At 48.9% G+C, this 24,568-nt stretch carries 18 protein-coding genes; 12 read left to right on the forward strand and 6 right to left on the reverse strand.

Annotated elements, in window-relative coordinates:
* Window positions 1-30 precede the first annotated feature (30 nt).
* Together FXO21_RS19265 and FXO21_RS19270 are read left to right on the forward strand one after the other, a co-directional pair.
* Window positions 31-834: a DUF4198 domain-containing protein gene (locus tag FXO21_RS19265; protein ID WP_149641614.1), complete on the forward strand. Its 804-nt coding sequence runs from the start codon at window positions 31-33 to the stop codon at window positions 832-834.
* A gap of 122 nt (window positions 835-956) precedes the next feature.
* Entirely contained in the window at window positions 957-1,454 is a 498-nt protein-coding gene (locus FXO21_RS19270) for a GyrI-like domain-containing protein (RefSeq protein WP_149641615.1), read from the forward strand.
* A 44-nt stretch (window positions 1,455-1,498) separates the two neighbouring features.
* Here the strand turns inward: FXO21_RS19270 and FXO21_RS19275 are convergent, their stop codons facing one another.
* The 6 genes from FXO21_RS19275 to FXO21_RS19300 form a co-directional block, all read right to left on the reverse strand.
* Window positions 1,499-2,560 carry a serine hydrolase domain-containing protein gene (locus tag FXO21_RS19275; protein ID WP_192579255.1) on the reverse strand — a complete coding sequence of 354 codons (1,062 nt, stop codon included), beginning with the start codon at window positions 2,558-2,560 and terminating at the stop codon, window positions 1,499-1,501.
* Between the two features lie 88 nt (window positions 2,561-2,648).
* Complete coding sequence (locus FXO21_RS19280; RefSeq protein ID WP_149641617.1) at window positions 2,649-4,307, reverse strand: glycoside hydrolase family 28 protein; 1,659 nt, start codon at window positions 4,305-4,307, stop codon at window positions 2,649-2,651.
* Window positions 4,308-4,483: 176 nt separating this feature from the next.
* Window positions 4,484-6,130: a RagB/SusD family nutrient uptake outer membrane protein gene (locus FXO21_RS19285; RefSeq protein ID WP_149641618.1), complete on the reverse strand. Its 1,647-nt coding sequence runs from the start codon at window positions 6,128-6,130 to the stop codon at window positions 4,484-4,486.
* Window positions 6,131-6,148: 18 nt separating this feature from the next.
* Window positions 6,149-9,454 carry a TonB-dependent receptor gene (locus tag FXO21_RS19290; RefSeq protein ID WP_149641619.1) on the reverse strand — a complete coding sequence of 1,102 codons (3,306 nt, stop codon included), beginning with the start codon at window positions 9,452-9,454 and terminating at the stop codon, window positions 6,149-6,151.
* A gap of 93 nt (window positions 9,455-9,547) precedes the next feature.
* Window positions 9,548-10,585: a FecR family protein gene (locus tag FXO21_RS19295; RefSeq protein ID WP_149641620.1), complete on the reverse strand. Its 1,038-nt coding sequence runs from the start codon at window positions 10,583-10,585 to the stop codon at window positions 9,548-9,550.
* A gap of 204 nt (window positions 10,586-10,789) precedes the next feature.
* The gene (locus tag FXO21_RS19300) at window positions 10,790-11,338 is read right to left on the reverse strand and encodes an RNA polymerase sigma-70 factor (RefSeq protein ID WP_149641621.1); all 549 of its coding nucleotides are present in this window, start codon (window positions 11,336-11,338) and stop codon (window positions 10,790-10,792) included.
* 478 nt (window positions 11,339-11,816) lie between these two features.
* On the opposite strand from FXO21_RS19300, the gene FXO21_RS19305 reads away from it, so the two are divergent.
* The 10 genes from FXO21_RS19305 (at window position 11,817) to FXO21_RS19345 (ending at window position 24,545) form a co-directional block, all read left to right on the forward strand.
* The gene (locus FXO21_RS19305; protein WP_149641622.1) at window positions 11,817-12,599 is read left to right on the forward strand and encodes a phytanoyl-CoA dioxygenase family protein; all 783 of its coding nucleotides are present in this window, start codon (window positions 11,817-11,819) and stop codon (window positions 12,597-12,599) included.
* A 172-nt stretch (window positions 12,600-12,771) separates the two neighbouring features.
* Window positions 12,772-13,713 (forward strand): glycoside hydrolase family 43 protein, encoded by a 942-nt coding sequence (locus tag FXO21_RS19310; protein ID WP_225865758.1) that lies wholly within the window; start codon window positions 12,772-12,774, stop codon window positions 13,711-13,713.
* 234 nt (window positions 13,714-13,947) lie between these two features.
* Entirely contained in the window at window positions 13,948-14,508 is a 561-nt protein-coding gene (locus FXO21_RS19315) for an RNA polymerase sigma-70 factor (RefSeq protein WP_149641623.1), read from the forward strand.
* 86 nt (window positions 14,509-14,594) lie between these two features.
* Window positions 14,595-15,566, forward strand: coding sequence for a FecR family protein (locus FXO21_RS19320; RefSeq protein ID WP_192579257.1), 972 nt, complete (start codon window positions 14,595-14,597; stop codon window positions 15,564-15,566).
* Between the two features lie 152 nt (window positions 15,567-15,718).
* Complete coding sequence (locus FXO21_RS19325) at window positions 15,719-19,156, forward strand: TonB-dependent receptor (protein ID WP_149641625.1); 3,438 nt, start codon at window positions 15,719-15,721, stop codon at window positions 19,154-19,156.
* A 40-nt stretch (window positions 19,157-19,196) separates the two neighbouring features.
* Window positions 19,197-20,675, forward strand: coding sequence for a RagB/SusD family nutrient uptake outer membrane protein (locus tag FXO21_RS19330; RefSeq protein ID WP_149641626.1), 1,479 nt, complete (start codon window positions 19,197-19,199; stop codon window positions 20,673-20,675).
* Window positions 20,676-20,687: 12 nt separating this feature from the next.
* Complete coding sequence (locus tag FXO21_RS19335) at window positions 20,688-22,151, forward strand: sulfatase family protein (RefSeq protein WP_149641627.1); 1,464 nt, start codon at window positions 20,688-20,690, stop codon at window positions 22,149-22,151.
* Between the two features lie 42 nt (window positions 22,152-22,193).
* Window positions 22,194-23,597: a sulfatase family protein gene (locus FXO21_RS19340; RefSeq protein ID WP_225865759.1), complete on the forward strand. Its 1,404-nt coding sequence runs from the start codon at window positions 22,194-22,196 to the stop codon at window positions 23,595-23,597.
* Window positions 23,598-23,671: 74 nt separating this feature from the next.
* Window positions 23,672-23,833, forward strand: coding sequence for a hypothetical protein (locus tag FXO21_RS28805; protein WP_192579258.1), 162 nt, complete (start codon window positions 23,672-23,674; stop codon window positions 23,831-23,833).
* 43 nt (window positions 23,834-23,876) lie between these two features.
* Complete coding sequence (locus FXO21_RS19345; RefSeq protein ID WP_149641629.1) at window positions 23,877-24,545, forward strand: NAD(P)H-binding protein; 669 nt, start codon at window positions 23,877-23,879, stop codon at window positions 24,543-24,545.
* The last annotated feature ends 23 nt before the right edge of the window (window positions 24,546-24,568 follow it).

Consider the following 24,568-nt stretch of genomic DNA (forward strand, 5'->3'; position numbering starts at 1 on the left):
CTGTTAATTTGCGGGATCAAAAGTGATTTTATGAAATTGAAAAATTTACTTTCCCTTACCGGCTTACTGTTGTTTTGCTCGATTGCGCTGGCGCATGAATTCTGGCTTGAGCCTGTGAAATTCTGGCTTAAAAAGAATGAAAAAGTCCGCATTGACCTGCTGGTCGGTGAGGATTATCGGGGCGAACATTCGAACGGTCATAAATACAGGATCACCAAACTGGACCATTACGGAAATGGTCAGAAGCAGGATGTCCGCAGCAAGGTTTACGGCGATAGTCTGAGCAGTGTCGATCTTTCATTTGCGACGGAAGGCAGTCATTTGCTTGCATTCAACAATACCAGCAAGTTCATCGAGCTCGAAGCCTCGAAGTTCAATGAATATCTCCGGACGGAAGGTCTCGATAATGTGATAAAGCTCCGGGAACAAAGCAAAGATACTTTGAAATCGGGCAGAGAATTGTACCAGCGCTGCGTCAAAACGCTGGTTCAGGTCGGGACTAAAACCGATGATACCTATGCGATCAACACGGGCATGCGTCTGGAAATTATACCGGCTAAAAACCCGTATGCCCAAAAATCGAAAGGTCCGGTCACTTTCAAAATCCTGTTCGACAATAAACCTTTGCGGAATGCATTCGTGCTGGCGTGGCATATGGTGGAAGGTAAAACGACCCACGAGACACTCAGAAGCGACGAAAATGGTAAGGTCGCCTTTCCGATCGATCAAACAGGCAAATGGATGATCAGCACAGTGCATATGACCGCAAATAGCAATCTTACAGAAGCCGACTGGCAGAGCTACTGGGGAAGTTACACCTTCGGTTTCTACTGACCGGAGACACGGTAAAATCGGCATGCTGAATTGTCACAAATCACCCCCTTATTTGTCGCAATCTACCCTTGATGGATGTAAAGTGAACGGGTAAGTTTGTACAAAAACAAATCAGAAACAGCATGCTTTCAGAACCTAAAATGGAGCGCCGGAGTGAAAGGCCATATCTGGCTATTGCAAAAACTGTTCACATGAACGATATCCCGGATGTTTTGCCACCGCTCATCCCGGAAGTAAAGCAATGGATGGAAGGGCAGGGGGTTAAGGCTTCCGGACCGGATTTTTTTCTTTATAAATCCATGAACGGGCAAGGTGAACTGGATTGTGAGGCCGGCTTTCCCGTCAGCGAGGAGATTGAAGGCAACGGCCGTGTCATCGGTGGGTCTTTCCCGGCGGGCAACTACGCCAGCATCATTTACACCGGAGATTTTAAGGACATGATGCAGGCGCACGTCGCTTTGGAAAACTGGATATCACAGCAGGGACTTACCGAAAAGAAGCAAATTACAGACGGACGAACAGCGTGGGGCGGGCGCACTGAGTTTTATCTGGTAGATCCTGACTTTGAGCCAGATCCGGAAAAATGGCAGACGGAAGTCGTCTTTTTGCTGGAAGACTGACAACTTGAGCGGAAAGCCCGGTCCCGTTATTTCTGCAATCGAAACTATCGTCCGCGATAAAGAAGGCCAATTAGCTTCCGCCAATCCGCATAGGAAGTTACCTCGCCATTCATCAAAATAATCAGCCCGTTTTTGGAAAACGGGTCGTAAAGCATGTAAGTAGATACGCCCGGACTATGCCCGTTGTGACTGTACATGGGGGTTTCGGTGTTAAGTAAATACAAAAACCATGTGTGAAAGCCAAGGCTTAAATTCCTGGGTGTAAGTGTTTGCACGGCGAGGCTATCGATGATGGACTTCCCATTGAATTTGCCATTATTCGTCCAGCAGGCCAAAAATTTGGCAAGATCTCCAATACTGGTCCTTAATTGACCCGAAGGGTAATCTGGGAAAGTGCTTTGGTGTCGCTGTTGATAGACTTTTAGCGAATCAGAAAATGTGTAGGCGGTTGCCAGCTTGTCAGGATCAATACGATCAGGAAACCAGTTGGTATTGTGCATTTCAAGAGGGGTAAACAGTTTCTTTTGACAGTATTCATCAAAAGGCATTTTCGCGGTTCTTTCTACAATATAACCCAGGAGGGCATATCCCATATTCGAGTATTCGAAGCTGTCCCCCGGTGCGGTGTGGATAAAATTCTTGTCCTTTCGATAAGTCGGTCCGCCTGCTGCCAGATAATTCTGTAAAAAAGTACCTAACGCAATATCAGGACCTTTGTAATCTCCTTCCCAAAATGGGAGCAGGTAGTCGGGATTATCGCGTATTGAAGATCGGTGTCTTAATAAGTGCCTGATAGTGATGGGCTTCTCAGGGAAGAATGCGTTTCTGACAGGGAATGGTAAAAAGCCGTTTATGTCATCGTCCAGCGAAAAATATCCCTGTCCGACCAACTGCATAATGGCCGCTGCTGTTACAGTTTTTGCAACTGAGGCAATTTGAAAAACCGTGTTTTCGGTGACAGGGACTTGTTTTTCTAAATTTTGATATCCATAATAACCTGTCCAGGCCACTTTTCCTGATTCCAGTTTTGCTACTGCCAGGCCTGGTATATTGAGGCGCTTAAGTTCGGTTGAAACGGCAGAATCAAAGTTCGCTTGTTGTGCCACACATAAAGCACCCGGGAAGAAAGTGAACAAGATTGCGAGAAGTCGATCCGGGAGTAGCATGGAATATCTGGGAAGAAAAAGTAAAAGATTATTTGCCACCTTGAATTACCAGGCTGTTTTCTTTCGCACCTTTCTGAAATTCTTTTGTCTTTTGAGCCCTGGTCAGGTCGGTATGTTCTATTGTAATTTGCCGGCTGCGCTCGCCCTGTACCGAAATCAGCATTTCGCTGGCATCATTGTATTTCAACTGATCAAAACTGATGTTGGTACCATTGTCGATCATAATCACCGGCTTGGTTTTCTGTGTGATCAGTTTTACGTTTTTGAATTTAATCTGATCAGCGTCGGTCAGTTCCATGCCAGTCTCTGAGGCCAGTACCATGTTTTCCATTACAATATTCCTGACTGGCATTTCGGGCAAACCCCGCACAAAAACACCCTTCGTTGCGCCATTGCAGACGATATTCTCAAAATGCATATCCCTGAAAACCGGTGTGCCTTCATTCACTTCCGGTCGCATATCACGCTCACCGTCCGTTGCAAACTTCACAAAATAATACAGATCAAAAAATACCGCTTCCTGACGGATATCCTTCATGTAAATGTTTCTCGCGTAAATCTTTTCCACCACCCCGCCGCGGCCGCGTACCGACTTGAAGCGCAGCCCTTTATCTGTACCCATGAACGTACAGTTCTCCACAAAGATATTGCGCGCACCGCCGCTCATTTCACTGCCTACCACAAAGCCGCCGTGACCATTATATACCATATTATTCCGGATCACGCCATTTTCAGTAGGTATACCGCGTTTTCTTCCTTCTTCATCCTTGCCGGATTTAATGCAGATCGCGTCGTCGCCCACGTCCAGCGTACAGCCTTCGATCAGGAAGTTTTTGCAGGATTCGATGTCCATTCCGTCACCATTGTGCGCATATTCCGGATTTTTCGTGCGCACATTACGGATCGTCAGATCCTGGCACATCAGCGGATGCAGGCACCAGGCGGCAGAATTCTGGAAAGTAACGCCTTCCAGCAGCACCTTTTTACAATTGTTCAAAACCACCAGATTCGGCCGGAGGAAATCCTTCATTTCTGCAAAATCCTTTGGCTGCTTACCGGTTGTCAAAAGCATGCTCATACCTTCCACGCTGGCCTTTTTGAATTGCTCACTCGGATACCAGGTCTTACCGTCATCTTTCAAAACGCCGCCGGAAGCTACTTTTTCTTTCCATTGGCTTTCCGTCAATTGGGAACGGTGTACAGCCCGCCAGGCGTCGCCATTTCCGTCGATAATCCCTTTACCGGTGATCGCGATGTGTTCCAGATTTTTACCGGATATCGGCGATTCGTTCCGGGCGGCCGCTTTGCCTTCATAAAACCCTTCCGTTAGCGCATACTGGGTTTTGTCGGGGGTAAAAAGAAGGGTAGCCGCCTGGCTGAGGTGAAGGTTTACATTGCTTTTCATCACCACCGGCCCCGTCATCCAGAGTCCGGCAGGTACCAGCACCACACCACCGCCTTTCTTGCTGCAAGCGTCGATTGCCGAGTTGATCGCCTTGGTATTAAGTGTAATACCATCGGGTACCGCGCCAAATGCGGTTATGCGCAGGGTATCTTTTTTGAAGACCGGCTGCTGTATTTTAGGCAGGTTTGTCCAGCTGTAATTTTCAGTTTTTTTCTGGGCTTGCGCATGATTGAAAGCAAAAGCAGCCAGCGCCAGTAAGGGGATTAGTTTTTTTGAGATCATGAAATGTGGGTCTGTACAAATGTGATGACTTTTAAGCCTGTTTTTTCGCTGGTGTTTTTGTCGCCCTGAGCGCAGTCGAAGGGGAGGCTGCACGTTTCCCTTTGACTGCGCGGCAGCCGCTGCGCTCAGGGACACAAAGGTAAAAACTGCGCTCAGGGTGACAAGGTAGAGAATACCTACTGATAACCTTCATTCTGTTTAAATTCTGCCTTGTTCACAACTGCATCCAGCTGCGTTTGCGGAATGGGGCGTAGTACGTGGTGTTCCTGAATGTTGATCGCGTTATCGGGAGCGTACTTTTTGACGCGCTCCACGAGTTTCCCGGTTCTTTTCAGGTCAAACCAGCGCAGCTGCTCGCCTGCCAGCTCCCGCGCGCGTTCGTCGAGAATGAAGTCGAGGGTGACGTCCGCGGCTGTGATCTGCATGGCCGCTGCCTTGCCCGGCTTTGCAGCCCTCGTACGGATTATATTGATGTGTCTGGCTGCCTCCGCCTTATTACCCAGTTGCAATTGTGCTTCCGCAGCGATCAGGTACACTTCCGCCAGACGGATCACGAACACGTCCCGTGCACTCTGCGCCTCGTTCAGACTTGCGCGCGTCGGATCCATAAACTTGGAAAGTGTAGGGTAGCGCAGGTTGTCTTTTACCAAACCATCTGCCATGTAAACATCGTCGCGGTCGTAAGTCTGGTATTTTTTCGAATTTTCAATAGCGTCCGGAATGTTTTTCCTCGTAACATACACCGCCGTGTCACCTTTTGCAATACCGGCTGGAAGTGTTGCCGAGTTGGCGTACCAGGTTTCCATAAAACTACTTTCGTAACGCGCGTCGTTTTCTGAAAACAGGTCCAGCAGGAACCGGGTCGGCATATAGCGGTTGAATGGCCGGCCGTTCGGCAAATCCCTGATCATACCCGGACGGTCGTCGTATTTCATCAAAAACAATAAATGTGCATTGTTGCTGCCGCGACCATGACCATATGGATTAAAGGTCGAGTTTGACAGATCGTTCAGCGCCAGATTCGCAGCGTAATCAACCGTATAAATCACTTCCTTCGATTTCAGGTTGCCCATATTCCACAGGTTGGCAAAATTGCTTTCGAGCTGGTAACCGTAATTTCCATTCAAAACAGCCTCCGCCATATCCAGCGCCTCTTTGTTCATGCCGCGGGTAAGGTACATTCTCGCCAGAAACGCCTGCGCAGCACCTTTTGTAACGCGTCCGTATTGCGGCTGCGTAGCCGGCAGGTTTGCTACCGCAGTTTTCAGATCTTCAAAAATCTGGTTGTAGAAAGTCTCCACCGGCGTTTTGTTGGCCGTGGTGACAATCCCGCCCGTTTCGTCCGTCGTGAAATGCACGCCTCCCCAGGTTTCGACAATATGCCAGTAATAGAATGCGCGCAAAAAGCGAAGTTCTCCCTCGCGCACCGGACGTATCGCCGCCGGCAAGCCAGCGCCTTCAATGCGATTGATACCTCCGTTGCAAAGATTGACGGCTGCATATAGCTCCCGCCATTCGTTCGTTAAGGCAGCATTACTGCCTTGCAGGTTCAGGTATTGGGTTAAATCACGGTACACTTCGCCGGCGCCGCTCGTCCAGATGTCCGTTCCCGTTTCAGCAATGTTGTAGCCTTCTTCTTTTCCATACCACCATCTCTGGTACGAATAGGCTGCATTTACCAGTGTTTCAAAACCTTCCGGTGTTGTATAAACCGTCTCGGCGGTCAGTCCGGAGGGGTTATATTCTTCAAGGGCATCCTCGCAGGAGCTGAATGCCAGCAGGGAAATCGTCCATATGCCTGCTTTCCTGATCAATGAGTTCATCTTGTTACAGTTTTAGGGTTACAGGTTCACATTCAATCCAAAGACAAAAAGCTTCGTCATCGGGAAGTTTTCCGAGCCGCCGCGTTCCGGGTCGTAGTTCAGCCTGGTGAATGTCGCCAGGTTTTTGGCCGTTGCATACACACGCAGGCCGCGGATCACTTTCCAGTTCAGGTTGCTGACAGGCAGGTTATAGCCGAGCGTCACGTTACGAATGCGGGCGTAGGATCCATCCTGGTAACCCAATGTCGAAAGGTATTTCAAACCGGCATTTTTGTTGGGGCGCGGATATGCATTGGTCGGGTTTTCGGGCCTCCAGTAGTCCAGGCCGGCTGTGCTGTTTCCGACTCCCTGCTGGTCAAATCTTGCATAGCGATCAGAATTGATCATCGCACCAATTCTTGCAAAAATCATGACATTCAGATCAAAGCCTTTGTATTTAACCGTATTATCAAAACCGCCGCTCCATCTCGGGCGGGGCGTTCCCAAAATGATCCTGTCATTGACCGCATCAATTTTGCCATCACCATTCTGATCTTTTACTTTAATCTCACCCGGCAACTGCGTAGGCGAAACAGCCTTTGCGGCCTCGGCCTCGGAAGTCTGCCAGATACCCAGTTTTTCATAATCGTAAAAAACATTGATCGGATGTCCGATAAACCAGCCGTTTCCGATATCATTACCCTCGGTCACCAGCTCGGTGATCTGCTCGCGGTTTCTGGTAAACGTCAGGTTGGATGACCAGGTAAAGTCGTTCGTACGCACATTGGTCGTCGATAAAACCAACTCGATTCCCCGGTTTCGGGTTTTTCCAATGTTCTGTTTTACAGTGGTTACGCCCGTAGTAGGAGGCAGGCCGCGATCCAGCAGCAGGTCGGATGTGCGGGTATCATAGTAATCGACCGAAGCATTGATCCGGCTGTTGAAAAGCCCGAAATCGACCCCCAGATTCTGTGTAGCCGACAATTCCCAGCCCAGCAGGGTGTTGCCGACGTTTCTTGAAAAAGTGTAGGCAGGATAAGCCACTTCGTCAAATCCGAATGCAATGCGTGTCAACGTTGTCTGTGTCGCATAGGGACCGGAAGGGTCGTTTCCTGCAATACCGTAGCTGACGCGGAGTTTCAGGTCGCTCAGCACTTTCACATTTTTCATAAAATCCTCGTCGATCAGACGCCAGGCAAATGCAGCAGAGGGGAAAAACGTCCATTTGTTGCCGGTTGCCAGTTTAGAAGAACCGTCGCGGCGGGCAGTTAATGTGAACAGGTATCGTTCTTTAAAACCGTAATTCAAACGCGCCGCAAACGAAACGAGGTTGTTTTGCGAATACGCAGAGTTGATCTTGATCTCCTCGGTCGCGCTCCCCAGCGCGTAAAAAAGCTGCGATGGGAGCAGCTGGTTCACGCCCGAAGCCGACGCATTGTCCGATTTGGTCGAAAGCGTACTTCCGATTCCCGTGAGCGTAAAAGCATGGAGACCAAGCGTTTTCTGGTACGTCACCACGTTTTCCCAGTTGATGGTGCGGCCGTTGGAAATGTTATAGGTAGCCAGCGACTTGCCGGTCAGCGAGCGGTCGATGGATTTGGGAGAGGAGTACGCGCCATTTCGTGAATTGGAAAGGTTCACGCCCAGCGTGCTGCGGAAAGTCAAACCTTTCAGCGGCGTGATTTCCACATAACCGTTTGTAAGAATCCGGTTGGTCAGGATGTTGTTTTTAAAAACATTTGGCTGTTCGTCGGACAATGGATTCGCAGTCTGGCCGTCGAGCATCAGAAAAGCGAAGTTGCCCTGCTCATCGTACAGCGAGCCAAGCGGACTGATCTTGTTCGCCTGGTTCAGAGGGTCGCGGCGCACGCTTTGGTTATAATAGGTGAGCTGGCTCTGCAAACCGATCTTCGCCCAATCTGTCAGGGTATAATCCACATTCAGACGGGCCGTGTAGCGTTTCATTTCATCCAGTTTCAGCACGCCTCTTTCATTGAAATAATCGACGGAAACGTACGATTTCAGCTTATCGGAACCACCGCGGAAGCCGAGCTGGTAATTCTGCTGAAAACCAGGGTGAAGCAATTCTTCCTGATAATCAGTCCACTGGCCTTTTTGCAAGGCTTCGTATTCGGCTACATTGGTAAAAATCGCCGGATCGTCGGCAGGACTGTTCCACACCCCGGCAGCCCGCCACGCTTCTCTTTTAAAATCGCGAAAACCATTGATATCCATCGCTTTGGGATACATCGTCACCTGCGAAACGCCGGCATAGGAGTTGAAAGAAATATCCGGGCGACCCGATTTTCCTTTTTTGGTGGTAATCAGAATAACCCCGTTGGCGCCTCTTGAACCGTAAATGGCGATAGAAGAAGCATCTTTCAACACTTCCATCGATTCAATGTCATTGGAATTAATATCCGCCAGATCGCCGTACTGTACCCCGTCGACGATAATGAGCGGGGAGTTGTTTCCGCCGATCGAACGGTTACCGCGAATGGTAATGTTTACGCCCGCGCCAGCCTGCCCGCTGCTGCGGGTAATGTCGGCACCGGCAATTTTCCCCTGCACTGCATCGAGTACATTGTTGGAAGGTACTTCTTTCAGTTGTTCGCTTTTCAGCTGGACAACCGAGCCGGTCAGGTCTCTCTTGCGAACTGCCCCATAACCGATCACGACTACTTCTTCCAGTGCGCCAATGTCCGGTTTCAATGTAATATTGATTGAAGTCTGGTTACCCAGCACAACGTCCTGACTCTGGTAGCCCACAAATGAAAATGTAAGTACCGCCTGCGCATCGTCCGGCACGAGCAGGCTGTATTTGCCATTTTCGTCGGTGCTGGTACCGCGGTTGGTTCCTTTCAAAACCACGCTCACACCTGGCAGCGTCGCGTTTTTTTCATCGGTCAAAACACCCGTGATCGTGCGGTCGGCCACCATTTTTGGTGTAATGGACGATTCGGCCTGCGGCAGGTTTTCGAGCACGATCTGCCCGCCTACCATTCTGTAAGTCAGGTTCAATGGCGAAAGTAAATCTTCCAGTACATCGTCAAGGCGTTTTTTGGTGACGTCGAGCGACACGTTCCGCGCTACATCTACCCGTTCGGAGCTGTAAACAATGCGTGCCTTCGTTTGTTTTTCAATGGTATTGATCACTTTTTCAAATCGCTGGTTCTGCACCCTCAGCGTCACCAGCCGGGACATCACTTCCTGCTGATATTCGTTGTCAGCTTTTGACACCGTTGTGTAACCTGCTACCAGCAGAATCAGCACGAAAGCTGTTACCAGTTTTCGCCACAAATTCTGCCCGGAGAGGCTTGAAAGTAAAGGTTCTGGTTTTTTCATACCTTTAAATGTTTTATTAAATGGACATTTGATAAAATGAGAATTGCTGGCGCTGGTCCATGTTTGCCGCATGGCCAGCGTTTTTTTTCGCGGCTATGTCTGCATAGGAGGTCTGTTTAGTTGTTTTTTGCTGAAAGAAGATTTGCAGCCGGGGCCGGAGATAAGAATCGTGTTTCCCCTGATGGTATAGCGGGCATTGAGGGCTGCGCAGATGATGTCAAGCTGAGTAAAAAGCGGTTGTCCGCTCAGGTTGGCGGTAATCGGGCAATTGAGGATCTGCTTATTTGCGCCCTCCACGCGAATGCCCCAGGCCTGTGTTAATTGTTGTGATACCTCGTAAAGCCGCGCATTTTTGAACTGAAAGGAAACTTTGGCATTCAGTAATTTCGGCTCGACAGCCAGACCTAATGCAAATGTTCGCGATTCAGGATCGAAAGTGGCAGTATGGTTTGGCCGAAGGAGTTGATTGGGGGCTTTTTTTGCCTGGGGCTCCATCTGGGGCTCCGCCTGGGTGTAAACCTGCACCAGGCCCGTTACCACTTCTACTTTCGTTTTGCCCGCAGTTTTCAGATTATCTACATAAAAACTTGTCCCCAGCACGCGGGTAACCATTTTGCCCGAATGCACGTAGAATGGTTTTGCCGGGTTTTTATGAATATCGAAAAAGCCTTTTCCTTCAAGCAGGACAACGCGTTGTTGTTCTTCAAAATGTGCCGGGTACCGAAGCTTACTTCCGGGTGAGAGTTCGACGGTACTGCTGTCTTCGAGCAGGATCAAAACCGGCATGGTACCATCATTTCGTCTCTCGATCCAGCCTGAAACCGGCAGCTGTTCGGTTTTGTAAATTTTGCCGGCGAGAAACCAACAGGCAAAAATCAGGGAGGCCGCAATACTTAACCATTTAAAAACAGGGTATCGGACTTTGGTATCACCAGAGATTTCAAGTCCGGCCCGCTGCTGCAGCTGCGACCACATCCGGTCATTCGCATCATCGAGCTGCTTGCCCGAAACCTTCTCTCCGACTTCACTTTCCAGTAAAGCAAACCAATACTCCACGAGCTTTTTTTCCTCGTCGGTACAAGTCCCTTCCTGGTATTTTTCAATCAATGCGGCGAAACGCTCCCTGCTCATGCTGGCCAAAGTTATTCTTTGCACAGTAGTCAGCGAGCAGCATCATTTCCGCAAAACTTTTTAATTAATATTCATAAAATACCATTAAAGAGTTTGTTTGTTGCAGAAGTTCTTGCTTAAATACAATGAAGTATATCTTGTCCATGTATTCGCGCGGGCATTTTTTGGAAAGAAACGAGAACGGAAAGAGCTCGGATTATGGGGTTAAAAATAATCTTTTAAGTAAAAGCGCAAGGCCTTGACAACGAGCTGAATATGATGCTCCACAGTCCGCTGCGGTATATTCATTTGGCTGGAAATTTCTTTGGTCGATTTGTTTTCCAGTTTGTTCAGCCTGAATACACGTTGAGCCTTTTCCGGAAACCGGCGCAGCCGCTCTTCAATGTTGACCATCAGTTCCTCGGCATTCAACTGTTCGTCGGTGCTGCAAAAGCGATCCGAATGCCCGGCAAATGCATAGCTTACATATTTCTCATGCACCAGGCCCGACTTGATGTGGTTGATACACGCATATTTAACCGCGCTGATCAGGTAAGCTTCCAGATTTTCGACCTGGGCGGTGGCGCGGCGCTCCCAGAGTTTCAGAAAAACGTCCTGCACAATACTCTCCACGATCTCGCTGTCGCTGATCTTACTGAGCGCCATCAGATACATCTTTTTCCAGAACCGCTGATAAATCTCCCGAAAAGCATTTGCATCACCTTCATACAGCAGGTGCAAAAGCATTTTGTCAGGTACGGTTTGAAACTTCATCAGGTTAGAAGACGCGCGAAATGAATGTTACTATTCCGGGATCCGGCATGTATTAACTGTGATGCCGACAGTTAATTTGAAGCCAATTCGGAAGATCACCAATGGAAGCCCCGCATTTTTTTATGCAGACGTTACCGGGAACGTTGCCATCCGCGATGAATGAAACAGAAAAAGTATTATTTCGGCATTAATTGTAATTTTTTGCCAGATCAAGGAATGGAGCAAGTTGATTTTTTCCTGGAAAAGAACTTGTGGTTGGCGGAAATTTTTTTCCATCAGCAAGGGATTTTAACGCATACCGATTATTTTAGCAGTCATGAGAATGACTCCAACATTATAATAGCTCCTTCCGTCGATATTTCGACAGCCTGCTTTTTCTATTGAGCAGCAGTTATCCCCTTTCTTATTTTTTATACAACCAGGATCCGCAACGCGCCACACTCCGGGGCTCTTTCGGCTTCCTATAAACCATCATGTCATGGAAGGACCATTCAATCAAAATCAGATCGAAGCATTTATAAATGAAGGCTTTATTAAACTTGAAAACGCATTTTCAAGCGAACTCGCCGCTGAGGCCAGGGCTATTTTGTGGCAGGAACTGGGCTGCGACCCCAATGATCCGGCTACCTGGACAAAGCCGGTAATCCGACTGGGCATGTACGCCCAGGAACCATTCCGTAAATCGGCCAACACAGAAATACTGATCAGTGCATTCGATCAGCTGGTAGGTGCCGGGAAATGGTTTCCACAGCTCAGTATGGGCACATTTCCGGTCAGGTTTCCTTCAAACGAACAACCTGGCGACGACGGCTGGCATGTTGACGCGAGCTTCGCCGGGGACGATCCGGGGAGCTTTTTTGATTGGCGTATCAATGTATTTTCAAAGGGGCGGGGCCTGCTCATGTTATTTTTGTACTCCGATGTGGCTGAAAACGATGCCCCTACACGCATCAGAATTGGCTCTCACCTGGATATTGCACGGATTTTAGAGCCTGAGGGTTATCGTGGATTAACCTTTATGGACGTAGCTTCACGGCTCGATTCGCTGCCGGCGAGAGAGGAAACACTGGCAACTGGCCCGGCTGGCACTGTTTACCTTTGCCACCCATTTCTTGTTCACGCCGCGCAGGCGCATCGCGGTACTCATCCCAAGTTTATGGCGCAGCCTCCATTGGTTTTAAAAGACCAGTTGACAATTGCGGGCTCCGACAGCGGGTATTCACCGGTTGAGCAGGCGATCCGTATTGCACTGGCGCCTTAGTTCAGCTCATGCAACAGCCCGGTATTTTTCCGCCGGGCTGTTGCATGATATTTGATTTTTACTTCATGTCATTTATTACATCCTTTGATTTTCTCACCGCATTCCTTTCATTTTTTAAAGTAGAAATCACCGCCGGAAGGTTATTACCAAAGTTTTTAAGCCTGATACCTTTATGATGATGAAATATTTTAAACATTTTATAGAAACACGCAAAATCCTTCCCTTGCTGATCGCGGTTTTCTCCATTTGTTCAGGATGTAGTCGCGATGCATACGTGTTCACCTCCTTTCGCGAGCCGGCTACCGATGGACTGTATCTGCTGTCGAGCAGCGACGGTTACAACTGGGCAGATGCAGGCGGGCCTTATCTGAAACCGGAAGTGGGTGGCAAACTGATGCGCGATCCGTCCATCGTGCAGGGGCCCGACGGGGTTTTCCATCTGGTTTGGAGAACCAACTGGAAAGGGGATAAGGGGTTTGGTTACGCTTCTTCAAAGGATTTGGTCAAATGGTCGCCGCAGCAATTTATTCCTGTAATGGAACATGAGGCGGAGGTAGTGAACGTATGGGCGCCGGAAATTTTCTATGACGATGAACAAAAGCGCTATATCATTATCTGGGCGTCGACGATCCCGTTCAAATTTCCGAGAGGAGAGGAGGACGAAAAAAATAACCATCGGATGTATTATACGACCACGACCGACTTTAAAACTTTTTCGAAAGCAGCGCTTTTTCTGGATCCGGGTTTTAGTGTGATCGACGCGGTGATCGTAAAGAAGGACAAAAATGCCTACACACTTGTTTTGAAAGACAATACCAGGCCCAACCGAAACATCAAAGTGGCCGAAGCCAGCCAGGTACTGGGCCCGTATCAAAATGTGTCTGCTCCTTTCACCGGATTTTTAACCGAAGGCCCAAGCGTAGTGAAGGTAAAAGATAGCTGGCTCATTTATTTTGATCAATACCGCGATAAGACTTACGGGGCTGTGCGGACGAAAGATTTCCGGCAATTTGAAAATATAAGCAAGGAGATCACCGTCCCGGAAGGCCACAAGCATGGCACGATTGTTAAAGTATCCCGCCGTCTGGTGCATAGTTTGAATAAAAAGCGTTGACATCCCTGACTTCCCCTGATTAATGCCGCAGAGCCTGAACATCCCGGCTGGAAGCCTTTTCTTGATTTTTTAAAGTTGATATAGTCTATATAATTTGTAGGTTATTATATTTGCAAATAGCATTGTGGACGCTATTGGAGTATTTTATAAAATACTTAAACTTTATTGTGAAAGGTATGAAAATACCGGTCATAGCAACCTGCGGATGAATATGGCTGACTTTACTTGGCGGAGATGAATTGGGAACAACTGAGCGAACAGGAACTGATCCTTGCTTTGAACCAGCGTGAGGAAGCCGCGTTCGACCAAATTTACCGGAGATACTGGCGTTTGCTTTTTGAAGCTGCCATGCGCAGGATCCAGGACGAAGATCAGGCAAAGGATATTGTGCAGGATGTGTTTGCCGGCTTGTGGGACCAGCGGGATACCTTTTGCGCAGAGAACCTGAAAGCTTATCTGCTCACCGCTGTCAAGTACCAGATATACAACCTTATAGCCCGTAAAAAAGTAAGCGATAAATACTTTCGCAGGCTGGACAAAACCGAGCCCGTTTCGTCTGATGCGGATGAACCCCTTTGTTTCAATGAACTGGTAAGCCAGTATGATACCATTCTCCGGGAAATGCCTGATAAGCGAAAAGAAATTTACAAGCTCCGATACGACGAGGGGTTATCTACCCAACACATTGCTGAAAAGCTGCATATTACCCAAAAAACAGTTCAGAATCAGCTTGTTAAAGCAGTCCATTTCATTAAATCGACTTTGCTGACCTTGTTCTTTTTCTTGTTTCAATAATATTATTTCACTTTTATATTATTTTTTTTCAAAAACCGCGTGGGAGATTTTCCGGTTTGCTTTACTGTATGGTAGAAGCTCGAAAAATGGATAAAAAATCTTTCAGAAACCTGGTTAAAAAATATCTTCGCGGGGAAACTTCCGAAGCGGAAAACCGCTGGCTGGAAGCGTATGACCGGAAGCTGGACCGCGAGCCAGGTGAGCTTTTATCCCACGATAAGGCAAACCTGATAGAAGAAGATATTGCAAACCGCCTGCGTCAGCACATCCAGGCAGGCCGCGACCGTGGGACAAAAAGTCTTTGGCCGGTTTTCAGAGTGGCAGCACTTATCGCACTCACCCTGGGTCTCGGCTGGTTTTTAGTAATCAAAACGCAGCTTTTTTCCGGGCAAAAACAGGTATCTCAATTCACAGAAATCCAGGTGCCTTATGGAAAGATCAAAAAGCTGAAACTGGAAGACGGTACCCTGGTTACCCTCAATGCGGGCAGCCGTTTCAAATATCCCGGCCATTTCAATGCAGATTCGCGGGAAGTCTGGCTGCAGGGTGAAGCTTATTTCGACGTGAGCCACCAGGCGGGGAAGCCGTTTCTGGTGAGCACCCGGCATGTACAGGTCCAGGTACTTGGTACCCGGTTCAATGTCAATGCATTTCCTGAGAACCATACCGCGCAGGTTTCAGTCGCAGAAGGGAAAGTGGCCGTTCAGGATGTGCGGAAAAGGAATGAAAAGCTGCTACTCCTCGCAGGCGACAAAGCAGATTATGTTGCTGAAAATCAATCTTTAACCAAGACCAGTATAGCAGAAAGCGAAGTGCTGGCCTGGCAAAACGGACATTTGAATTTTAAAAACGAATCCTTTAAAAACGTCGCTGCGGCGCTGGAACGCAGGTATGCAGTAAAAATAGAAGTGGATCAGGCGATTGCAGATTGCCGCATTTACGCGCAGATAGGAAACGACCCGGTAGAAAAAGCGCTGGAAGCATTGACGGTTTTGATGCAGGCGAAACTGAGCGGCGGTGGCAAGGAATTCAGATTTTCAGGAAAACAATGTCAATAACCCAATCGATATGAAAACAGCTAAATCGCCCTAAATCAAAAAACTCCCTGCGCGAACAGGGAGATGAATTCAAATGCAGGATTTTTGGTGAGCGAAGGCCTAGGAACCAGATACGCTTCACCGGTTACAAACACTTAATTCATTCTAAAAGTATGAAATCGATATCGTTTACCAAACGATTTTACGGCTATGTCATGAAACTATCGGCCATCGTCATGGTTGTAGTTGGCCTTACCAGCACCGTCGCCATATCGGGTACCGCGTTGGGGCAGAAGATCCTGGACCAGAAAGTCACGCTTCGCATCCAGAATACCCCGCTAACCGATGCGCTCGATCAGCTATCGGACCGCACGGGTGTCAAATTCCTTTATTCGGCCGAAGCAATACGTGCTTCCAGACCTGTTACCGCTGATTTTCAAAACAAAACATTAAAAACCGTACTCGATAACCTGCTGCCGCCGGCCAGATTGAAGTATGTGCTCGAAGGCGAGTACATCATTGTCAAACCTGATTTGCCTGCTATCAAAAGCAAAGCCAGCGCGCAGGCGGAAACGGAGGTAACGGGCAAGGTGCTTGATGAAAAAGGTGCCGGCCTGCCGGGTGTCAATATTGCGATCAAAGGCACCACAAAAGGTACCAGTACGGATGTGGAGGGGAATTTCAAACTGGTAGTCGACGGAAATACCAGTGTGCTGGTCTTCTCTTTCGTCGGTTACCAGGGGCAGGAAGTTACGGTCGGCGATCAGACTGCATTTGAGATCAAACTGGTGCCGGACAACAGCCAGCTGAACGAGGTGGTGGTGATCGGATACGGTACCCAGAAAGTAGCGGATCTCACAGGCTCGGTGGCTTCGATCAATACCACTACCACCCGCTCACTCCCTGTTTCAACGATCGACCAGAAAATGATAGGTCAGGTGGCGGGTGTGCAGATCCAGCAGGTATCCGGCGCTCCCGGTGCCGGTTCTTCCGTTAAAATCCGGGGTAGCGGCTCGCTGGGGGCTGGAAACGAGCCGCTTTATGTAGTGGACGGAATGCCTTATTCTTCGGGGTTGAATGCCAATACCAACCCGCTTCTTTTTATTAATCCGAATGATATCGAGTCGGTGACGGTGCTGAAAGATGCATCTTCCACTGCTATTTACGGTTCGCGCGGGGCGAACGGGGTGATTATGATCACGACCAAAAAAGCCGGTTATGATCGTACAGATGTAAGTTTTTCGTCCATGCGCGGGGTGCAAACCGTACCGCAACGCGGCCGGCCGCAGCTGATGAACCAGCGCGAATTTGCCGACTTTCAGCGCGACAGGATTGCGATTGCAGTGAGGCGGCTGGAAAACCGCGCGGCAACTATTGAAGACTATCCCGAAGCATACCGCAACCTCGACGCACTGCAAGGCCCCGGTACCGACTGGTACGATCTGCTGCTGCAATCGGCTCCGGTTCAGGATCATAACCTGAGCATTCAGAAAGGCTCGAAAGAATCGCTGTTGTCTTTCAGCCTGGGTTACTTCAATCAGGAAGGCACCGTTAAATACACAGGCGTGGAGCGTTTCAGCAGCCGGATCGGGTTTGATTCGAAAATCGGAAAGGTCTTTAAAGTCGGCGCTTCGCTGCAGCCAACTTATATCAATCAGAAAAGAACCCAGACAAATTCCAACCGGGGGGATATATTGGGGGTTGCTAACTGGGCCAATCCGGTGACGTCGCCGTATGACGCAAATGGCGAGCTGGTGCCCTACATTGTTTCACCCCAAAGCAAGTACCATTCGGCGTGGAGCTTTGCCAACCCCCTTTTCGTTTTGCGGGAAACCGTCCAGTCGGAGCGTAGCTTCCAAAATCTGGGCATTGCGTTTGCGGAGTGGGACATTACCCCAGAGCTGCGTTTCAAAACTTCTATCAATACCATTTGGTCAACGTCGAAATTCAGCCAATACATTCCAAGTACGGTCGGCTCGCCCAATACACCGCCGGTGGCAGGTACAGGTTCTGCCATAAAAAATACCGGACAAAGCTTTAACTGGCTGGTTGAAAACACCTTGAATTATGAAAAGGAATTCGGCGACCACCGCATCAATGCGCTGCTCGGCTACACTACCCAGAAGTTCAGGGGGACAAGTGTTTCGCTTACCGCCAAACCGTTCGCAAATGACCTGATCCAGACGATCAATGCGGCTCAGGCGATCAATGCCTGGGGGGAGGATGTGAACGAGTGGAGCATGATCTCATACCTGGGCAGACTGAACTACGCGTTTAAAAACCGCTATTTGCTCACCGCCACATTCCGTTCTGATGGTTCTTCCCGCTTCGGGGCCAATAATCGGTTTGCATTTTTTCCCTCAGTCGCTGCCGCGTGGCGCGTGTCGGAAGAGGCATTTTTTCAGGAGAACAAGCTGATCAATAATCTCAAGCTGCGGGCCAGTTTTGGTAAAAGCGGAAATAACAATATCGGTAACTACTCCCATTTGGCCGCGATCAGTGCGGGCGCTTATGTATTTGGTAATAATCAGGTTACGGCTGCTACTGTCGGGCTTTCAAATCCTTTCCTGGGCTGGGAAGAGTCGAACCAGATCGACGTAGGTGCCGACCTGGAAATGTTCAACAGCCGGCTTTCGCTCGCGGTGGATTATTATTACCGGAAAAGCATGAATATGCTGCTTCCCGATGTGATCCCTGCGATTACGGGTTTCAATTCACAAACTGTCAACAAAGGAAATATCCGCAATACGGGCATTGAGATTGCCCTGGGAGGCACGCCGGTGGCGGGCACTTTCAACTGGGATGTGAACCTGAACCTCGCTTTCAACCGCAACAGGGTACTGTCGCTCAACGACAACGGTGACCGCATTTTGGCGGGTAACAACGACAACAATGCAACCAATGTGACGGTGGTCGGAAAGCCGATCGGCCAGTTTTTTGGGTATGTGTTCGACGGCTTGTATACCGCCGAGGATATTGCTAACCCGGAAATTATCAAAACGCCGCAGGTTTACGAAGGAAATATCCGCTACAGGGATATCAATGGCGACGGGGTAATTACGGATATGCTGGACTACACAATTATCGGCAATCCTCAGCCCGACTTCATTTTCGGCTTTACCAACAGTTTTTCTTACAAAGGATTAAGTCTGAACGTAATTGTAAATGGTCAGCGCGGCGGCCAGGTGATGAACGGGCTCAGGCAAACGGTAGACAACCTGCAGGGGTTTTTCAATGTGAGCCAGGAATGGACCAACCGATGGAAGAGCGCCGAAAATCCCGGTGACGGCAGGCATTACGGTATTCCGAAACTTACCCCGAGCCTGGGGCACCGTGTTTCCAGCTTGTGGGTTGAAGATGCCAGTTACCTGCGGATCAGCAATGTAACGCTGGGTTATTCGCTGCCCGACCAGCTCATGAAAGCGACGCGGTTTATCAAAGGTGCGCGCATTTACGCGACCGTGCAAAACCTGGCGATGTTCACCAAATATGGCGGTGCAAATCCAGAGGCGCAGAATGCGAGTGTGAGCAATACGCTCGCGCCGGGAATTGATATGTCGGCATACCCGCTTTCAAGGACCGTATCAGGGGGTATTAACCTGACATTTTAACGTTACGGGGATTTTTGTAAAAGATTAAAAATCAATTGAAATGAAAAAGATATTCCTGCTGCTTACGCTCGCTTTGGTTACAGGCTGCAAAAACGATTTTCTGGAACTTTATCCGGAAACGACATTGAACGAAAGCAATTTTTATAAATCGGAAGTGGAGTTCATACTACTGGCCAACGGTTGTTATGTTCCGCTGCGCAATCTCGAACGGGTGGAACACTGGGTAATGGCCGAACTACCTTCCGACAACGGGAGCTTTCAATACAGTACGGTGACGGGAGAGGCGTCGAAAGGTGTTATAGATCAGTTCATTATGTCTACCAGTAATGTGGCATATGCAAATTTTTGGAATACATCCTATAACGGAATTACCAGGACAAATAAGCTGCTGAACGAGATAGACCGGCCCGAGGTAAGCTGGGCTAAAATGTCGTACAAGGAGCGTACTGCCGGCGAGGCGAAGTTTTTGCGTGCGTTGTATTATTTCAATTTGGTAAGGCAGTACGGCGGCGTGCCGCTGGTGCTCAAACCCATCAGTGCCCAGGAAGCGGTAGGCATTAAAAGGGCAACCGAGGAAGAAATTTACAGTACGATTATCGACGACCTCAAAGCGGCTGTCACCCACTTTAAAGCTGCCCGGGACGTAGAGGAAAACGGCAGGGCCGGCGAGGGGGCTGCTCTCGGGCTTTTGGGTAAAGTATACCTTACCAATCATCAATATGAATTGGCTGCCAGTGTGTTGAAAGAAGTGATTGATTTGGGTAAGTATAGTTTGCTGCCCACCTATGCCGACGTGTTCAATCCTGCTGCAAAGGATTTTAAGGAAACCATTTTTGCGGTACAATATTCGGAAAACACCGCGGAGCTGGCCAACCGTTTTCTGTTCTGGTTCGCGCCCTGGTCGTCGGCTGGGGAGGTAACAAAGCGACCGAATATCACACTTCAGGGAGGCGGCTGGAACCAGCCTACCGATGATCTGCTGGCCGCATTCGAAGCGGGTGACAAACGGAAAGAAGTTTCAATTGCATTCTGGACGGGTAAAGATTGGGATGGGACAATTCGTTCAATTCCTTATTGCAACAAATTCAAAGCGCCGCTGGCAGCGCCGGATGACCGTACGGGCGACAATTTTCCCATTCTCCGCTATTCCGATATTCTCCTGATGTACGCGGAGGCATTGAACGAGCAAGGAAAAACGACCGAGGCAATCCCGTTTGTGCAGCAGGTGCGCACGCGGGCCGGACTCACGAAAGCAATTACAGGTTTGACTAAAACACAATTAACAGACCAGATCGCCAAAGAGCGACAGGTGGAATTTTGTTTCGAGAACCAGCGGTTGTACGACCTGAAACGGACCGGGAAAGCCCTGGAAGTACTCACTGCGCACGGTGCGCGGGAAAAGGCGAAAAAATCATTTCTGTACGCGGCTGCATTTGAAATGAGTGCATTTAAACTCCTCGCGCCGATACCGGAAGAGCAGGTCCTTATCAACAAACTCCAGCAAAATCCAGGGTATTAAATTTCAGACCTTATGAAAAAGATCATTCAGATAAGCTTCTTTCTTGCAATCGCATTTGCCTCGGTTTTCGCGGTACGTGTGAGCCGGCAAAAGCCTGCCAAGCCCAATGTAATCATCATCCTGGCCGATCAGTGGCGGGCGGAGGCGGTAGGTTATGCAGGTAACAAAGATGTGAAAACGCCGCATATCGACAGACTGGCCGGCCAAAGCGTAAACTTTAAAACAGCTGTCTCGACCATGCCGGTTTGTACACCCTACCGCGCCTCGCTGCTGACAGGCCAATATCCTTTGAAACACGGGTTATTTTACAATGATAAACCGCTGGCAAACGAAGCGCTCACCATGGCGGAAATTTTCAAAGAAAACGGCTACCGGACCGGCTATATTGGCAAATGGCATGTGAATGGACATAAAAACGGCGAAGGAGCATTCAGTGCGAGGGATAAGCCCGTGCCGAGAGAGCGCAGGCAGGGTTTTGACTACTGGAAAGCCCGCGAAGTAACGCACGATTACAACGGATCGTTTTATTTTGACGAAAACGACAAAAAGGTGTTCTGGGAAGGCTACGATGCTTTTCCGCAGACGGATAGTGCGATTGGTTTTATCAAAAGACCAGACAAAAATCCGTTTTTACTTGTGCTTTCGTGGGGCCCGCCGCATAATCCTTACGAGACTGCTCCGGAGAAATACCGAAAAATGTACGATCCCGCCACATTGAAAGTGCGCCCGAATGTACCGGCCGAAATGCAGGACAGCGCCAGAAAAGTGCTGGCACAATACTACGCGCATTGCACTGCACTGGACGATATGATGGGGAACCTGATGGAAGCGCTTGATAAACAAGGTATTGCGGATAATACCATCGTCGTTTTTACGTCCGACCACGGTGATATGCTGCTGACCCGCGGTGTATTCCGCAAGCAGCGGCCCTGGGACGAATCGGCGCTGGTGCCGCTGCTGATCCGGTACCCTGAAAAGCTGGGCAAAAAGGCGCTGACGATCTCCAAGCCTATTGGTACCCCCGATCTTTTACCGACATTACTCGGATTAAGCGGCATTAAAGTACCCGCCAGCGTGCAGGGTACCGACGTTTCTGCTCACATCACGAAGCCCGAAAAATACCCGCTTGATGCAGCGCTGATTATGCTGCCGGTCCCTTTTCATGAATACAATTTCAGTAATGGCGGGAGAGAGTACAGAGGGTTGCGAACTGAGCGGTACACCTATACGAGGCGGCTCAACGGTCCCTGGTTATTGTATGATAATGAAGCCGATCCCTACCAGCAGAACAACCTGATAGGCAAGCCTGAGTACAGGAAAATACAGGCTGAGCTTGAAGTCAGACTTTCGGAAAAACTCAAAGAGATAGGCGACGATTTCCAGCCTGCCGACGTGTATATGAAACGGTGGAATTATTATTACGATAATAAGGATAGCCTGCGTCCTGCTTCCTATTATGCCGAGCTGAAAAATTGATTTTGAAACAATCCTGAACCGACAGCAATGCGTTATCAACTTTTGAAAAGAACCCGTGTACTGACAATACTGATTATGCTGGGCATTATTCCGGCCATTTCTGCGTGGATCACATGGAAGCCGGAAAACAGCGAACCCAAAGCAGCAAAGCCCAATATTATTTTCCTGCTTACCGACGATCACCGGTGGGATGCATTGGGTGCGGCGGGCAATAAGATCATCAAAACGCCGAATCTGGATGCGCTGGCAGCCAATGGGGTTCTTTTCAAAAAAGCCTATGTAACCACCGCGATCTGCTGTGTGAGCCGGGCCAGTATTATGAGCGGCCAGTACGAATCCCGACATAAAATCAATGATTTTAATACCGATTTCAGTGCCGAAGCACTGGCGCAGACTTATCCGGCATTGCTGAAAAAAGAAGGGTACAAACTTGGGTTTATCGGTAAGCTGGGTATTGATGTAAAAAATCAGCCCGACTCGCTTTTCGACTATTGGTCGAGCCCCAAAGAAGGCCAGCCGAAATATGAACTGATCAATAAAAGCGGCAAAGTGGTGCACCACACGGACAGTGTGAATACCGATATTAAAAAATTTATTGGTCAGTTTGCTGATAAAGGTCCTTTTTGCCTGTCGGTTAGTTTCAAAGCGCCGCACGAGCTGGACGGTAACCCGCCTACTTACCCTGTTCAGGAGCGATTCAAAAAACTGTACAGTGGCGTGGCCATCCCCAAACCGGTCACAGCTGATCCGAAATACTGGGACAGCTTTCCTGACTTTTTTAGAACGGATAAAAACATTGGCAGAGAGCGCTGGAAGCCACTTTTTTCAACGGAGGAACTCCGTCAGGAAACTACCCGCGACTATTACCGGCTGATCGCCGGCGTAGACGAAGTAGTTGGGAACCTGACAGCCCAGCTGAAACAGGAGGGGATTCTGGAAAATACGATCATCATTTTCATGGGTGACAATGGTTTTTCCCTCGGCGAGCACGGACTGGAAGGGAAATGGTTTGGTTTTGAAGAATCCATACGCGTGCCGATGATTATCTCGGGGGCACTTTTGCCGAAAAACCTGAGAGGTAAAAAGTCGGACGCGATTGCATTGAATGTCGATGTTGCGCCAACTATGCTGAGGCTGGCCGGTGCCAGGGTACCGGCCTCCATGCAGGGGAAAGATTTGCTGGGTGTGCTGAATGGAAAGGAAGCGCAGAGGAAGGATTTCTTCTACGAGCATACTTTTATGGGCAGTCCGCGGCTGCCGAAAGTGGAAGGTGTAGTGGGGACGGATTTTAAGTATATGAAGTACATCGAACATGATTACGAGGAGCTTTATCATACTGCGCAAGACCGGTTTGAGACAACCAACCTGGCAAAAGATCCGGCACACAAACAGAAACTGGCGCAAATGCAGGCACGCTACGATCAGTTGAAAAAGGAGGCGGAATAAAACAGTCTTCGCACGCCCTGGCACAGATTTTATCTCATCAGTTACATATCATCAAAAACTAACAATTAGCAGACATGAAATCATCAGCAAAAAATCACCAGGACCTCTTTGAAGATCAAAATCTGTTTGAGGAAAATACGAATCCGTTTCAGCGCAGCAGCACTTCGAATTCCATGCAAAAGGCCGGTAAAAGGCCACGGATTATGAAGCCGCTGTATTCTGTTCGCCTGTCATAAATATTACCGGTAACCGCAGATATCGATCTGATTATTGAACCTCATGGGACAGAAAAAAGCCATTTTATTCGGAGCCAGCGGTTTCATCGGATCTTATCTTCTTCAAGGACTTTTAGGTGATCCTGATTATCAAGAAGTTACCATTGTGGTCCGAAAAGATCTGGGCGTCAGTCATGCCAAGCTCAAAACACTGATAGGGGATTTCAATTCCCTGCCGGCTATGAAGGAGGATCTGGCGGCGGATGAAGTGTTCATCGCCCTGGGTACCACAAAGAAAAATACACCCGACCAAAAGGTTTATTACCAGGTAGATCACGATTATCCCGTGCTGGCGGCAAAGTTGGCCAGGGCGAGGGGAGCAAAGGCGGTTTTTGTTGTCACTGCCGTTGGTGCTGACGCAGGCTCGGGTGTGTTTTATATCAGGACAAAAGGTGAAACCGAGCGGGATATTATTGCCGCTGGACTTGACCATACCCACATTTTCAGACCGTCGATGATCATGGGGAACCGGACAGAAAGTCGTCCGATGGAAAAATCCTTCATCAAACTCTTTTCGCTCATTAACCCGGTCATGATTGGTCCGATGAAGAAATTCAGGGGAATCGAGGGGGCGGACATTGCCAGGGCGATGATTGCGGCTGCGAAAATCCCTTCCGGAAAAGTGAAAATTTATGAATGGCAGGAAATGGACGCGCTATTGAAAGCACGCTGACCTGACATGGAAAGCCCCCTGCG

This window comes from Dyadobacter sp. UC 10, assembly GCF_008369915.1.
Classification (GTDB): Bacteria; Bacteroidota; Bacteroidia; order Cytophagales; family Spirosomataceae; genus Dyadobacter.

Coding starts and splice junctions, on each gene's coding strand:
- FXO21_RS19330 (WP_149641626.1), top strand. CDS start 19,197: ATGAAAAAGATATTCCTGCTGCTTACGCTCGCTTTGGTTACAGGCTGC.
- FXO21_RS19325 (WP_149641625.1), top strand. CDS start 15,719: ATGAAATCGATATCGTTTACCAAACGATTTTACGGCTATGTCATGAAA.
- FXO21_RS19305 (WP_149641622.1), top strand. CDS start 11,817: ATGGAAGGACCATTCAATCAAAATCAGATCGAAGCATTTATAAATGAA.
- FXO21_RS19290 (WP_149641619.1), bottom strand. CDS start 9,454: ATGAAAAAACCAGAACCTTTACTTTCAAGCCTCTCCGGGCAGAATTTG.
- FXO21_RS19285 (WP_149641618.1), bottom strand. CDS start 6,130: ATGAACTCATTGATCAGGAAAGCAGGCATATGGACGATTTCCCTGCTG.
- FXO21_RS19310 (WP_225865758.1), top strand. CDS start 12,772: ATGATGATGAAATATTTTAAACATTTTATAGAAACACGCAAAATCCTT.
- FXO21_RS19280 (WP_149641617.1), bottom strand. CDS start 4,307: ATGATCTCAAAAAAACTAATCCCCTTACTGGCGCTGGCTGCTTTTGCT.
- FXO21_RS19295 (WP_149641620.1), bottom strand. CDS start 10,585: ATGAGCAGGGAGCGTTTCGCCGCATTGATTGAAAAATACCAGGAAGGG.
- FXO21_RS19320 (WP_192579257.1), top strand. CDS start 14,595: ATGGATAAAAAATCTTTCAGAAACCTGGTTAAAAAATATCTTCGCGGG.
- FXO21_RS19345 (WP_149641629.1), top strand. CDS start 23,877: ATGGGACAGAAAAAAGCCATTTTATTCGGAGCCAGCGGTTTCATCGGA.
- FXO21_RS28805 (WP_192579258.1), top strand. CDS start 23,672: ATGAAATCATCAGCAAAAAATCACCAGGACCTCTTTGAAGATCAAAAT.
- FXO21_RS19315 (WP_149641623.1), top strand. CDS start 13,948: ATGAATTGGGAACAACTGAGCGAACAGGAACTGATCCTTGCTTTGAAC.
- FXO21_RS19300 (WP_149641621.1), bottom strand. CDS start 11,338: ATGAAGTTTCAAACCGTACCTGACAAAATGCTTTTGCACCTGCTGTAT.
- FXO21_RS19270 (WP_149641615.1), top strand. CDS start 957: ATGCTTTCAGAACCTAAAATGGAGCGCCGGAGTGAAAGGCCATATCTG.
- FXO21_RS19265 (WP_149641614.1), top strand. CDS start 31: ATGAAATTGAAAAATTTACTTTCCCTTACCGGCTTACTGTTGTTTTGC.
- FXO21_RS19335 (WP_149641627.1), top strand. CDS start 20,688: ATGAAAAAGATCATTCAGATAAGCTTCTTTCTTGCAATCGCATTTGCC.